We start from the raw sequence: 14,367 nt of genomic DNA, 5'->3' as shown, positions 1-14,367 counted from the left end.
GGATGTATCGCCCCCAGCCCGCCTGAGAATCGTCTCCCATGCCTCGATGGCGTTGTGCCGCAGCATCCGCCTACGGGTCATCGGTTCCGGTGGCCTGGGTGGCACCCACGGAGTTAGACCGCCCAAGTTTGGGTTGCTTGCACCTGGTTAACCGCCACCAGCTCCGTTCCTGACGACAGACGCAGCTACCAACTTGAAATTCCAACAGTTGGCAACTGTGTGGTGGACAACTTCGAACTAGCGACAAAGCTATAGGTAGATGAGAGGTCAAGGGAGCTGCTCTAGAGGATCGAGGACCAGCCAGCAGCCAGAGATGAGAAGGGTCGAGGCCGTCATCAGGGCAAGCCTGAAAAGAAAGGATGCTCAAACCAACAATGAGGATCAACAACCATGGAAACCAAGAGCCGCAAAGCAACCACAGCTCACAAGATCATCGAGACCGGAGAAGGTGTCCTGAATTTGGTCTGGGGTAAAGCCGATGCAAGGAGAGCAGCTTCACTTGAGATCATTGCTCGCACGGCTTACACAGCAGAGGAGAGTGCCTGCCACTACCTAGAAACGATTGGCCTTGATCGAGAAGGCACGATCAGGGAGACATTGGAACTAGCTCGTTATCAGGACACCAATGAACAGACTCACGAGGACATCTTCGCTAGGGATCTAGATGGGTTGAAAAACTGGGGTGACCGCTTCTTAGCCCGACACATCGCCGTGATCATCTATTGGGTGTTCGCCATCACAACCCTGATTGACCATGAGATGGCTGCTTTGCTGGGTGAGGCAGTTGAGGTTGAGGCAGTGAAAACCTATCGACGGATGCTCAAGGAACAACCAGAGGAATGGTTGGCTCAACCAGCAACACCAACGGCAACTCACTACTGGGAGAAGCCCAACAGCATGTGGCGAGTGAGAGGAGACAATATGCCTGGCTCAATGCGTGACGTCGTGGAGGCCATCGTGAAAGACGAGGCAAACCACGTAGTCGCCAATAGCAAGAAAGCAAAAGCGTTTTGATCGGCGACTAAGGACTGCATGGGTCTGGCTTAAACGGATAATCCAGCTGCTGCTGATCGCTCACCAGCCAACCCTCGCCACCGGGTTTCTCCTCGGCCATGACTTCTTCTGCTCAATTTTTTTGTATTTAATATTGCAGATTTCAGAACTAGTTCAGCGCAGGCAATCTCCCTGATCTCAGTAAGAGGCAAGCAGGTAGCCCCCGATAACAAAACGATCAACGCGCCAGGGGATGGGTGAGTTCAACGTGGAGCCGGTAAAGTGATGCACCCCAACCTCCAAAAACCCTCCGCAAACCTGACGCCTTCGCTTGAGAGTGTCTGTCGAGATAGAAAGATGTTCCTACGCTGGCTTGGAGGCCAGCCAGGGTTCAGTTTTCATGCCACGACCTCAGTTAGCGGAGATCCACTCAGTCCTGTAGGGGCTGATATGAGGCTCTTCACCAGCCTCTAGGCGCGCAAGGTATGCATCACGCTTGGCCCAGAGCTTCTCGCGGGTCAGGCCGGCGACACCAGCCTTCTGCTGAGTCCCCAAACTCAACCTCGAAGGATTCGTTGCCCGTGATGCCTTGCGATGGACTTCCGTAGCCCGTGATCAGCAGTGCATCAGAGGAGTTTTTCTTGTAAGCGGTGTCCGAGAGGTAGAAGGGGTGTGAGGTCGCCTCGTTCAGGCGCCGGAAGGTATAGCTCTTGCTGGTGTCGAGGCTCAGGTCACTGAGTTCCTGGCTGCCTCCTGAGTCGGTGTAGAACCGGTAGTAGGGCGCCTCTTAATTGGGTAGGTCAGGAGTTGCATCATCCCTGCAATAAGGCGAAGCACCAGCAGCAATACCCCTTTGCAAATGTTGGGTGTCTTTCCAATAGACGGTGTGTTTTTTGCACCTCTATGGTTCTACAAGGTCCAGCAAACCTCACTCAGAACGAAGGAGTCGGTGTCGCTTTGCCGTGCTTTGCACCCTGCGTGAGGCAGGATGGAGACGACTGCTCACATTGATGAGATGAAAGGGGGGGGGGCTCATCAAATGCAGAAGATTTTTGAAGTGCGGCAACCACAATGGCAGTTCGAGGTAATATCGAGTCATAGGTGCATTGAAATCAGAGGCGCAAGATCTGCGATTTTATACGAAAAATGAGCTCTCTTGCTAGAGAAATTTCGAACACTTGTTCCTGATACGCAAGTCGCCTTAACAGGGGCATTCGGTAGTAGTTGATACAGCGGATAATTGCATCTTTTCCGAAGGTAGAAGAATATTCTCTTTCCAGGGAAAGCACTGAAGTCTATATATTATGGAACTTTTAACTAGAGAGTGGACTCAACTCTTAGGTTCATCAGACTATGACCGTGGATATTCCATCAGCACTGCTGATGATGGATCCATCTACATCACGGGTTCTGTCAGAGGAGATCTCGATGGGCAAACTAATAGCGGAGAAGATGATGTCTTTATTAGTAAATTCAACAGTGATGGATCCAAGCAATGGACTCAACTCCTAGGTTCATCGGATTGGGATAGTGGATATTCCATCACCACTGCTGATGATGGATCCATCTACATCACGGGTACTACCTATGGAGATTTCGATGGGCAAACCAATGGTGGAAGCGGTGATGTCTTTATTAGTAAGTTCAACAGTGATGGATCCAAGCAATGGACACAAGTCCTAGGTTCATCAGACTTTGAAACTGGAAAATCCATCAGCATTGCCGATGATGGATCCATCTACATCATGGGTAATACCTCCGGAGATCTCGATGGGCAAACCAATAGTGGAGTATATGATGTCTTTATTAGTAAGTTCAACAGTGACGGATCCAAGCAATGGACACAACTCCTAGGTTCAGCAGTCTATGAATCTGGAAATTCCATCAGCACTGCTGATGATGGATCCATCTACATCACGGGTTTTACCTTCGGCGATCTCGATGGGCAAACCAATGGTGGATCGTATGATGTCTTTATTAGTAAGTTCAACAGTGATGGATCCAAGCAATGGACACAACTCCTAGGTTCATCAGAGGATGAATATGGAAATTCCATCACCACTGCTGACGATGGATCTATTTACATCACGGGTTTTACCTTCGGCGATCTCGATGGGCAAACTAATAGCGGAGAAGATGATGTCTTTATTAGTAAGTTCAACAGTGATGGATCCAAGCAATGGACACAACTCGTAGGTTCATCAGAGGATGACATTGGATATTCCATCAGCACTGCTGACGATGGATCTATTTACATCACGGGTTTTACCGCAGGAGATCTCGATGGGCAAACCAACAGTGGAAACAGTGATGTCTTTATTAGTAAGTTTGGATTAAATGATTCTTTTGTAGTCCTTTCAGTATCTACTTTTGATGAAAATCTTACACCAGGTTCAGCAGTCGCAACCCTGATAACTACTGATCCAGACTCTGGAGATACCCATGCCTACTCACTCGTAACTGGTGATGGAGACGCCGATAATAGTGCTTTCACAATCGATGGTGATCAACTCAAGATTGTTGACTCACCAGACTTTGAAACGAAGTCCTCTTACTCAATCCGAGTGCAAGAAAAGGATTCTGGTGGTCTGACCTTTGAGAAGTCGTTCACATTGACCGTGAATGATCTGCAAGAAATCAATATGGAACATCTAACTAGAGAGTGGACTCAACTCCTAGGTTCATCGGATTGGGATAATGGATATTCCATCACCACTGCTGATGATGGATCTATTTACATCACGGGTGAAACCATGGGAGATCTCGATGGGCAAACCAATGGTGGATGGTATGATGTCTTGATTAGTAAGTTCAACAGTGATGGATCCAAGCAATGGACACAACTCCTAGGTTCATTAGAGGATGAATATGGAAATTCCATCACCACTGCTGACGATGGATCTATTTACATCATGGGTGATACCTACGGAGATCTCGATGGGCAAACCAATAGTGGAAGTAGTGATATCTTTATTAGTAAATTCAACAGTGATGGATCCAAGCAATGGACACAACTCCTAGGTACAGCAGACTATGACAGTGGAAATTCCATCAGCACTGCTGATGATGGATCCATCTACATCACGGGTGTTACCAGAGGAGATCTCGATGGGCAAACCAATGGTGGAAGAGGTGATGTCTTTATTAGTAAGTTCAACAGTGATGGATCCAAGCAATGGACTCAACTCCTAGGTTCATCAGACTATGAAACTGGAAAATCCATCAGCATTGCCGATGATGGATCCATCTACATCATGGGTGATACCTCCGGAGATCTCGATGGGCAAACCAATAGTGGAGGTAGTGATATCTTTATTAGTAAGTTCAACAGTGATGGATCCAAGCAATGGACACAACTCCTTGGTTCATCGGATTGGGAAAGAGGAAATTCCATCACCACTGCTGATGATGGATCTATTTACATCACGGGTGAAGCCCTAGGAGATCTCGATGGGCAAACCAATAGTGGAAACGGTGATGTCTTTATTAGTAAATTCAACAGTGATGGATCCAAGCAATGGACCCAACTCCTAGGTTCATCAGACTATGAAATTGGAAATTCCATCAGCACTACCGATGATGGATCCATCTACATCACGGGTTCTGCCAGAGGAGATCTCGATGGGCAAACTAATAGCGGAGAAGATGATTTGCTTATTAGTAAATTCAACAGTGATGGATCCAAGCAATGGACACAACTCCTAGGTTCATCAGAGGATGACTATGGAAGTTCCATCACCACTGCTGACGATGGATCTATTTACATCACAGGTTTTACCGGAGGAGATCTCGATGGGCAAACTAATAGAGGAAAAGATGATGCCTTTATTATTAAGTTCATAGACAATAGATCAAGTGACCTCAATGAAATTGATTATGACTTCAACGGAGACGACTCCGTGACTATTGAAGAGGATGCTGTCATTGGACTCCGGTCAATGTTTGGGACTTTCCCTGGTGATGCCCTGACCAGCAATGTATTGAACAATGAGTCATCTAAGAGTCTTGTTCAGGTTCAACAAGAAATGACTAGTTATTTTCAAAACTCCCATTTCGATCTTGATGCAGATGGAGTGATATCTCCCCTTACCGATGGGATTCAGTTGATCGAAGAGATGCAGGCATTGATTCAGGATGATTCTTCCGAATCTGTCATTGCCTGATTATTAGCAAGACCCTATGCGAAGGTTTGGCACTTCTCCACTAGACGGCTACCAAGCGAAAGGGATGCGATGCTACAAGACGACTGCCCATAACCTGATCCATTTCTGTGCGATCAAATTCCTTGCTTTGGGGGTTGTATAAGCCCCAAAAGCTGTTGCAATGGCTTAAGGGGTGACACATTTCAGATTCTTTTAGCCCTTCGCCAGCCGACGGAAAGTTTTAAGCCAACCACGAAACTGAACAATCAAACGCTCCAGCAAAGACAGCCCCTTTCGCTCTGACGGTCGCTGGAGAACCAATGGCTGAATAACTGGGGCTTGTGACTCAAACCCATCAAAGGCAATCAACATATCCATTTCATCCTGCAGATCAAGCGTCAGTGTGCGAAATGTGTCCTGAGATTGCGAACGATTGCGAGCGGTCGACATTGATCTCAATCCTCGGTTCCTATTCACATGTGAACAAGCGCGTCCTCTATTGGCAACACAATGAGACACTTTTTAATCGCTAATGCAAGCAATTTGGGAGCATGGGCACGGTATCGACACAGCAATCTGTCTCTTTCTTCGTCGACCAGGAACGGCTCAGGCCAATCCATCAGCAGCTCCTCAACGGCCTGACGTGCCAGGTCTTACATCCAGCTATACAGCTAGCGTATAAAGATGTCAGGGTCGTTAGCGCGTTGTGCTGCCACCAGTTCTCCCAGCAGGAGCAGGGCAATGCGGGTGTCTTGCTGCATTGGTCAGACCTGACTGCCTGAAGTGTTCCCCGCTCTACTCAAGCAATAAAAAACCCCGCCTTGCGACGGGGTGTGGTGGATCAGCAACGATGAGATCCACTCAAAGTGATCAAGGCTCAGATCACTGCTCTTGAGGGTGTAACGCCCGACGTGTTCGACGTTTGATCAGATTATCTCTTTGCGCCCGGCCTTGATTTTTTCCCTGCCTGTAATTAGGCCGTAGGCAAGCAGCACCAGAAGTCCAGCGTTGATGCCAACGAAGAACATTGTGTCCATGACTCATAAGCGACTCATCCCTTGTTAAACCAACGAGGCGAAACAGCCCATCCGCCAAAAGACTCATTCAGGCTTCGACCTCAGCTTGATTATTCAAGCAAAAGCAAAGATTCCCTTACGTCTGCCTGCTGGGTCTGAGCTTCTTTTTTACTGAGATCAACTGCCGCACAAATGATCTACCCAGTTGGTCCGTGACGGCAGTATTACGGGTAGGGATTTATTTCCTGTCTGAAGAGTTCCACTCTCACCAGACTCCATCCGGTGCTGCATGGCCGTGGTGGTGAGCACCAAGTTCTGAAATCAATCTTTCCTGCTGGGCTCCGAGGTTGCTCTTCGCCGCAACGGACATGCCAAAGCGTGAAACGGCTTGTGCTCACCATCAAAGATGAGGCATCCGATTGGTTGAGCGTTTGCGGTGTGGATTTGCATGGAATAGCTACTAATACGACCGGTGTAGCCAGCCTTGTGTGGCGCTTGTTGTGTCACTTGCCGCCGTCTGCATGTACCGAACCGGCGCGATGACACCGGATGCGACTGGGCTTTCACTGAGCCGTGCTTACGGGAGATCTCCCGCTGCGGCTGGTGGGTGCTCAGTTTCGGGCGAGCATCCATTAGCTCCACCCAGAAGTTGGCAAATCCCGGGATCCGCGGTTGAAGGGTTCGGTATCAGGGCCTCGACAGTGAGAAACGTCGCTACACCCAAACAAGAGCCAACCAAACCTCCGAGAACAACACTGCCCAAACCCTTAAAAAATCTCTCATCGGTCAGACCTCGACGCACTTGAGTTCAGTTGTGAGACCGGCCTGCTGAAGCTGCTTTTGAACCTGCACAGCGTCGGCTTCAGTTCTTGACTCAAAGACGATTCCCTTCCCTTGGTGGGGAACCGAAAGCATTGCTGCCTGTGCTTCGGGAGCAGGTAGAGAGCAGACTTTTTCCAGCGTCTTGCTGACATGCCCCATCGTGTTCACTAAATCGTTCAAGACATAGACAGTGAAGGGAATCTTGTTCTTTCCGCCCATCACATCCAATGGCTCCTCGCTCAGCCAGTAAATGCCCTTGAATTTCTTTTCAGCCAGCCGCTGGAACGCAGACATCTCCATATGCATAGTTGCCTTGAACTCAACGTTGAGTTCGCCGTCGGTGGCAGTTCGGACTGTCGTGACCATCTCGCGCCCATCGAGATCATCCGGATGGATCGAGAAATGCCCTTGAGCTAAGCGGGCCATAAGTTCTCTGTAACTGCACTCAGCATCCCCTGAGCGATTAGGTGACCGCATCACCCATTCGGGGGATTTATGCAAAGCCTGCTATCACCTATCACCCGTTTGGGTGACGGAAGCTCGCTTCTGCCCTTTCGCCTGCTCAGGGCTTTACAGCAGCCAGCCTGCGGCCTCGATGTCATTCCAGTCGACGTTCTGCGGGTTCTTCTGATCCAGCGCGATCAGGCACCTGAGATGGACAACATGCCGACGACAGCAGCCTGGACCGATTTCAGGGTTTCGTATCCCCCATCTGGTTAGAGGGGGTTCAGGGATCAGGACTGCGAAAAGACAATCCAAAAATATAATATAACAAAGGGAAAATCAACCACAATCCAGTTGGCAGTCCTTGTCTGCTCGTATGTTTTGCAAAAAGGTATTTTAATTCTCCAGCCACCAGCCTTTTCAATCCAATAATTATGCTCTCTTTGTTTGTATCGAATCTCTCTGAAGAAGATGAAGTATTTCGTTTCGCGAACTCTTACCCCCAACCTACGCTCATTCTCTGCTTCGCTCCATTCATAGCTTTCATCTTCGACAAATTTACCTTTTTCCCATCGAGTCCATGACCAATGATCAATGCTGATGGAGCCTCTTACGTCGAACTGCTCGAACATCTCCGTTCCAACTGGGAATCGACTCCCTCGTCTGAAGTATTTTCCAAACTGATCTTATCCATCATCTGGAAGGGGTCAATCCAATCCAGCAGCAGCTCCGTCACGGCTGGCTCTCCTAGGCCTTGGATGCCGCCATACAGCCACTGCTTGAGGGTGTCAGGGTCATTGGCACGTAGTGCTACCACCAGTTCACCCAGCAGCAACAGTGTAATGCGGGTGTCGCTGACATGGACCTCAATCCTGCTGCTGAAGCAGAGGTGATCGAAGCCTTCACTGGCGCAGGGCTGCTGTGAATGATCAGGAGCTGACTAACTAATGGTCGTGTTGCATCAGCTGAAGCTCTCCATAGAAGAGGCTCATGGCCCCAACAATGGCCACGCAGAGGGTGGTGGTGAGAATAATTTCGTGGAACATCTGTTCCTCGTTGCTTATAACCTTGGTCTAAGACAAATAATCAGCATCTGTAGCTGCCGTTACAAGCCTGAATGGAGTGAAAACCGGCAAGCAAGACCGACAGGCTCAAATCATTTGTGCTGCAGTCGTTCTCAGCGAAAGGCAGCTCATAACCTGCATGCAACACCTGCCACTACAACCGGCAGGCTCAGATCGATTGCATTGCAGTCGATCTCGTCGAAAAAGTACTTCAAAACCGGCCAGTACGAACAACCTTGCAGCGCCGGGGACCCAGAAACTCAGTCATTGCAACAACACCAGCCTCATCTCACTGGTGGTGAACATCGCCGCCATCCCGTCCTGACCATTGTCTCCCAAGCCTCAATGGCCTTGTGTCTAGCCATCCGTCGACGCGTCTCAGGAATCGGGTAATCAGGCGGGCGCCAGTGAAAAGTACGCAGTGTCACCCACTGACCATCTGCTGTTGGCTCTTCAGGCTTGAACTCAACGACCTTGTGCTGGTCAACATTCACCAGCCATCTGTGGCCACGCGGTCTGTAGGTCTGGCGAAACTTGCTTTCCATTCCACGTACCCTGACTGCCGAGAGATAGGAGCTGTAGCTCCAAACACTGCGGAAAACCCCACTTGCCTGGGTCCTTGTAAGCGCTTGGCGCACGAAAAATGATATCTAGCCGTTTGGCATCAAAAAGCGGCCCATGCGGAACGCTCAGTTGCCAGTACTGGACTGGCTTTTTGAAGAATGGAGCCAAGGAGACTCGAACTCCTGACCCCCTGCATGCCATGCAGGTGCTCTACCAGCTGAGCTATGGCCCCGTGAATGTCATCCGAGCCTGAGGGCTTAACCGGTTGACGTAGCCAAGCTTACACCGCAGCCAGCCTCAGACCTGACGCCACACGGCCACCAGGCGCCCCTGCACCTGGACTTGATCGGCTGGCAGCTCGATCGGCTCGTAGGCAGGATTGGCCGCCTCCAACATCACGGTGCCGCCCTGCCGATGGAAATGCTTCAGCGTGGTACCGCTGCCAGCCACCAGAGCACTCACCACGGTTCCGTTACGCAGGCGCGAAGGATCGACCACGGGCTCCATCAGCACCACATCTCCGTCGGCGATATGGGCATCCACCATCGAATCACCATTCACCGTCAGAGCAAACAGGCCGCGAGTCTCAAGCACAGGAGCAAGGTCCAGGCTGTCCTGCACGTCATCGAACGCGGTGACAAGCCCACCGGCCGCAACGGCACCGAGCACCGGGATGCCGGCCTGAGTCGCCAGATCCCCGAGCAACTGAAGGGTGCGCGCCTGACCCTCCTGCCACGTGATCCATCCCTTCTGCTGCAGATGGCGCAGCCTGCTCTGAACAGGAGCCGGAGAACGCAGCCCCATGGCCTGCATCATCTGTCGGATGGACGGACTATGGCGATGGGTGGTGATGTAGTCCGCCAGCCAGTCGTAGAGCTCCTGCTGGGCAGAAGTTAGAGGCTCGGGAGTCGCGCTGGCCACCAGAGGGAAGAGGCGTGTCAATACATTTGTACCGGTGAACCCCGTCGGTTGCAATCCAGCTGGTCAAAGACCTCCCATCACAGCGGCCAGCAGGGCCTGCTGAACGTGCAGACGGTTTTCAGCCTGATCAAAGATGCGGCTGGCGGCCCCTTCCATCACCTCACCACTGATCTCTTCGCCACGGTGCGCAGGGAGGCAATGCAGAACGATCGCCCCCGGGGCGGCCTGATCCATCAGAGCCTGATCAACACTGAAGCCGGAGAAAGCCTGCTCCCGCTCAGCCTGCTCCTGTTCCTGCCCCATGGAGGCCCACACATCGGTGTAGACGGCCTGAGCTCCAGACACGGCCTTGACTGGATCGGTCAAGACATCGATCTTGGCGCCGTGCTGAGCCAGATTACGCGCCTGATCCAGCACGCCAGGCAACGGCTCGAAGCCATCAGGACAACCGATTCTGACGTTCACCCCGAGCAGGGCACCGCAGAGCATCAGAGAGTGAGCCACGTTGTTGCCATCGCCGATGTACGCGAGGGTCTGACCAACGAGATCACCGTGCTCCTCTTGCATGGTGAGGAAGTCAGCAAGGGCCTGGCAGGGATGTTCGAGGTCGGTGAGGGCATTGAGAACCGGAACCGTGGCCCAGTGCGCGTAATCGACAATCTCCTGCTGGGAGAAGGTACGCACTGCCAGCACATCGCAGTAACGGCTGAGCACCCTTGCGGTGTCCTGCAGAGGTTCCCCGCGCCCCAACTGGGTCACAGTCGAGTTCAGATCAACGGTCTGACCGCCGAGACGCGCCATCGCCACCTGGAAGCTCACCCTGGTGCGAGTGGAAGCCTTGCTGAAGATCAACCCGAGAACCCTGTTTCCCAGATCGATGCGGCGAGCACCGCTCTTCAGCTGGCGAGAAAGATCTAGGAGACCCTGGGTCTCATCAGCGGAACAGTCCGCTGATGAGAGGTAATCCCGCTGAGTCAGCGATGTGAGAACAGCGGCGACGCCGGAAGCCATAAGAGCGCTTCAAAGGTGTTTTATCGGAGATGAACGGCCTGCCCGTCAAGCACGGACAGCTTCGGGCAACTCACTGGCCTCAAGCATCTGCTTGAGATCGTCGCCCTCAATGACCTCTTTCTCAAGGATCTTCTGGGCAATGGTCTCCAGCAGGGCCATGTTCTGGCGCAGGATCGCCAGGGCATCGTCGTGAGCCTTGTCGACCAGGCCGCGCACCTCCTTGTCGATCGCCTGAGCCGTGGCATCGCTGACGGAACGACGCGGATTGTTGTTTCCACCGAGGAAGCGGCCACCACCCTGCTTGTCGTAAGCCAGGGGGCCGAGCGTGTCGCTCATGCCGTAAGTACCCACCATCTGCTCGGCCAGGTCGGTCGCCCGCTGAAGGTCGTTGGCAGCACCGGTGGTGATCTTGCCGAAAACAATCTCCTCGGCGGATCGACCGCCGAGGAGGGTGGCGATCTGTCCCTGAAGTTCCTCCTTGGAATTGAGGAAGCGCTCCTCCGTGGGCAACTGCAGCGTGTATCCGAGTGCACTCATGCCGCGGGGCACGATCGAGATCTTGGCGACCTTGCTGCCACCGGGCATCAGATGGCCAACGATCGCATGCCCGACTTCGTGGTAGGCCACGACCCTTTTCTCATCGTCTTGCAGCACACGGCTCTTCTTTTCAAGACCGGCCACAACGCGCTCGATCGCCTCTCCGAGATCCTGTTGTTCAACCTTCGTGCGGTAGTTGCGGGCGGCGAGAAGGGCAGCTTCGTTCACGAGATTGGCGAGATCGGCACCGGCAAAGCCACTGGTGGCCTGAGCCACGCTGTCGAGGTCGACAGCATCCGCAAGCTTCACCTTCTTGGCATAGATCTCGAGAATGGTCTTGCGGCCAGACAGATCGGGACGATCCACCAACACCTGTCGGTCAAAGCGACCGGGTCGCAACAGCGCAGCATCCAGCACTTCAGGCTGGTTGGTGGCCGCCAGCACAATCACCGGCTTGTCCTGCGCGGTGAAGCCATCCATTTCGGTGAGCAGCTGATTGAGGGTCTGCTCGCGCTCGTCGTTACCTCCAACCACACCCATGGAGCCAGATCGACTTTTACCGATGGCATCCAGTTCATCGATGAAGATGATGCAGGGAGCTTTTTTCTTGGCTTCCTCGAAAAGATCGCGAACACGAGCGGCACCCGCACCAACGAACAATTCAACAAACTCAGAGCCGGAGATGATGAAGAACGGCACACCAGCTTCGCCTGCTACAGCCTTGGAGAGGAGCGTCTTGCCAGTGCCTGGGGGGCCGACGAGCAGAACACCTTTAGGAATACGAGCACCAATCTCTGCATATCGCTCGGGAGTTTTCAAAAAATCAACGATCTCAGTCAGCTCCTGTTTGGCTTCGTCAACACCGGCCACGTCCGCGAACGTGATCCTTGATTCCTCATCGGGAACATAAACCTTCGCCTTGCTTTTGGTGAAACTGAGAGCACCCTGGGCACCGCCTCCCATCGAACGGCGCGCGAAGAACTGAAGCACAAGGATGAAAATCAGCGGAGGCACCACCCAGCTGAGAATCGTGGTGAAGATATTGGGTTTCTTGGGCGGCGCAGCCGCAAATTCAACCCCTTTCGACTCCAGACGCTGGGGCAGATCCATATCGAAGATCGGCGTTGTCGCCAGCACGGGGGGCGCGCCTTCCTCAGGGTCGGACAATTCGTAGCGGATCTGGTCCTGGGTGATGTAGGCACGTTTCACAGCCCCGTCATTCACCTGGTCAATGAACAGGGAATAGGGCACCCGTGGAACCTGCTGAATGCCGTTGCTGGGGATGAAGCTGCTGAACAACAGCAGGATCCCGAAACCGATGAGCACCAGATTGATGATGCCGAATCGACGGTTCGGTCGGTTGTCGTCCTGTCGGATCGGCATGGCGCAAGCCCAGACTCCTGACACGCTACGAGGGGTAAGCGGCGCCTTACGGGGGGGAAGACCGAACGATGCGTAACGTGAGCTGATGTGCGGGCGATTCAGTCTCAATACACAGCTTGAAGAGCTGAGCCATCGCCTGGAGCCATGGCTCACTCCGCGCGACGACGGCTGGTTGGGGCGCTACTCACCACGCGCGCAGATTCAGCCCGGGGAACCAGTGCTCGTGCTGTATCAGGAGCATGGCCAGGAGCGGCTGGGGCACATGTTGTGGGGGCTGCTTCCCAGCTGGGTAAAGGATCCCTCACAGGGTCCGCGACCCTTCAACGCCCGGGCTGAAACGCTGTCAGAGAAGGCCTCCTTCCGCGGTCCATGGCGTCACCACCGTTGTCTGCTGCCAGCCAGTGCATTTCTGGAGAAGGGCGAACGAGTGGAGCGCAACGACGGTCGTTCGTTCTGGCTGGCAGGCCTCTGGGATCGCTGGATGGGGCCTGATGGGAGTGAACTGGACAGCTGCTGCGTGATCACCACACAACCAAATCAGTTGCTGAAGACACTCCACGACAGGATGCCGGTGGTGATCCCTGATGGATTGGAAGAGGTTTGGCTTGAAGCCGGTGATCAGAATCACCGGAAGGCCCTTGAACCAATGTTGACACCCTGGGACGGAACGAACTGGAAAAGGGATGGCGAGAGGCAGCTGCCCTTGTTCTGAGTCAGTGCAATACGCAGCATGTCAGAAGAGATTGAAGGACCAGGTGAACAGCAGAGACCTGAGAAGCAGTCAGGGGAGGCATCAGTACAAGTGGCTGCTGCTGAGCACAATCATGGTGATGACTGGCATGGCAGTGCCGGAGCCGATCGACATGACACACATCAGCTATTCAGTGGTCGCGGTTCTGCTCACGCAGGTGATGCTGAGGAATGAGCAGGCACCCCGATTGACGGAGCTGATCTACAGAGTGCTGGGAGGGCTAGCCGTGATCAGCCTCTGGATCTGGTTGCTCACACCAGCGACAAGGATCTACAGCGGTGTACCGATCGCCATGAGCTGGAGCGTGGTGGTTGGATGGAGCACCGTCCGGCTCATCCGTCGGCTGGCCAGAGAGCCACACGTGGATGGAAACGTGTTGATGGGAGCAACAGCTGGATATCTGCACATTGGCCTGACGGCTGCGCTGGTAATGAGCGCCGTGGAAACAATCCAACCAGGGAGCTTCACAACATCCGAACATCTCGCCATCACACCCGAGAGTGTTCAGAACGCAGCCAGTTCATTCTCAGAGGTGAACTACTTTGCGTTCTCATGTCTGACAACCGTTGGCTTCGGAGACATCAGCCCGGCCCTGCCACTCTCAAGAATGCTAAGTGTGGCGACGAGTGTCGTTGGCCCCTTGTACATAGCAGCCGTCATGGGAATATTAATTGGGCGCTATTCAAATTGCCTCAGAGAGGAAGACAACTCCTAGACAC

Annotated in this window: 11 protein-coding genes and 1 tRNA gene; 4 read left to right on the top strand and 8 right to left on the bottom strand. The window is 52.9% G+C overall.

The genetic code is table 11. The features are described 5' to 3' along the window. Window positions 1–390: 390 nt before the first annotated feature. Window positions 391–1,014, top strand: coding sequence for an alternative oxidase (locus tag SynA15127_RS04865; RefSeq protein ID WP_186485226.1), 624 nt, complete (start codon window positions 391–393; stop codon window positions 1,012–1,014). Between the two features lie 1,283 nt (window positions 1,015–2,297). Continuing rightward, window positions 2,298–5,156 carry a cadherin repeat domain-containing protein gene (locus tag SynA15127_RS04860; protein ID WP_186485225.1) on the top strand — a complete coding sequence of 953 codons (2,859 nt, stop codon included), beginning with the start codon at window positions 2,298–2,300 and terminating at the stop codon, window positions 5,154–5,156. A 192-nt stretch (window positions 5,157–5,348) separates the two neighbouring features. Here SynA15127_RS04860 and SynA15127_RS04855 read toward each other — a convergent pair whose 3' ends face one another. The 8 genes from SynA15127_RS04855 to ftsH form a co-directional block, all read right to left on the bottom strand. Next, window positions 5,349–5,585: a hypothetical protein gene (locus tag SynA15127_RS04855; RefSeq protein ID WP_186485224.1), complete on the bottom strand. Its 237-nt coding sequence runs from the start codon at window positions 5,583–5,585 to the stop codon at window positions 5,349–5,351. Between the two features lie 1,352 nt (window positions 5,586–6,937). After that, window positions 6,938–7,399 carry an ATP-dependent Clp protease adaptor ClpS gene (locus SynA15127_RS04850; RefSeq protein ID WP_186485223.1) on the bottom strand — a complete coding sequence of 154 codons (462 nt, stop codon included), beginning with the start codon at window positions 7,397–7,399 and terminating at the stop codon, window positions 6,938–6,940. A 308-nt stretch (window positions 7,400–7,707) separates the two neighbouring features. Then, window positions 7,708–8,049, bottom strand: coding sequence for a hypothetical protein (locus SynA15127_RS04845; RefSeq protein ID WP_186485222.1), 342 nt, complete (start codon window positions 8,047–8,049; stop codon window positions 7,708–7,710). Window positions 8,050–8,765: 716 nt separating this feature from the next. After that, window positions 8,766–9,026 (bottom strand): DUF1651 domain-containing protein, encoded by a 261-nt coding sequence (locus SynA15127_RS04840; RefSeq protein ID WP_186485221.1) that lies wholly within the window; start codon window positions 9,024–9,026, stop codon window positions 8,766–8,768. A 178-nt stretch (window positions 9,027–9,204) separates the two neighbouring features. After that, window positions 9,205–9,277: transfer RNA gene (locus SynA15127_RS04835), tRNA-Ala, on the bottom strand. 65 nt (window positions 9,278–9,342) lie between these two features. Beyond that, entirely contained in the window at window positions 9,343–9,987 is a 645-nt protein-coding gene (gene lexA / locus SynA15127_RS04830; protein WP_255475581.1) for a transcriptional repressor LexA, read from the bottom strand. Window positions 9,988–10,029: 42 nt separating this feature from the next. Beyond that, window positions 10,030–10,977: an ornithine carbamoyltransferase gene (gene argF / locus SynA15127_RS04825; RefSeq protein WP_186485220.1), complete on the bottom strand. Its 948-nt coding sequence runs from the start codon at window positions 10,975–10,977 to the stop codon at window positions 10,030–10,032. Between the two features lie 45 nt (window positions 10,978–11,022). Further along, complete coding sequence (gene ftsH / locus SynA15127_RS04820) at window positions 11,023–12,897, bottom strand: ATP-dependent zinc metalloprotease FtsH (RefSeq protein ID WP_186485219.1); 1,875 nt, start codon at window positions 12,895–12,897, stop codon at window positions 11,023–11,025. Between the two features lie 85 nt (window positions 12,898–12,982). Here ftsH and SynA15127_RS04815 point away from each other — a divergent pair, with 85 nt between their 5' ends. Then, window positions 12,983–13,609: an SOS response-associated peptidase gene (locus SynA15127_RS04815; RefSeq protein WP_186485218.1), complete on the top strand. Its 627-nt coding sequence runs from the start codon at window positions 12,983–12,985 to the stop codon at window positions 13,607–13,609. 112 nt (window positions 13,610–13,721) lie between these two features. Next, complete coding sequence (locus SynA15127_RS04810) at window positions 13,722–14,363, top strand: potassium channel family protein (protein ID WP_255475580.1); 642 nt, start codon at window positions 13,722–13,724, stop codon at window positions 14,361–14,363. Window positions 14,364–14,367 lie beyond the last annotated feature (4 nt).

Source organism: Synechococcus sp. A15-127, assembly GCF_014280215.1.
In the GTDB taxonomy this organism is placed as follows: Bacteria; Cyanobacteriota; Cyanobacteriia; order PCC-6307; family Cyanobiaceae; genus Parasynechococcus.
The sequence above is the reverse complement of the archived record's forward strand: the minus strand, read 5'-3'. Positions and strand labels throughout refer to the sequence as shown.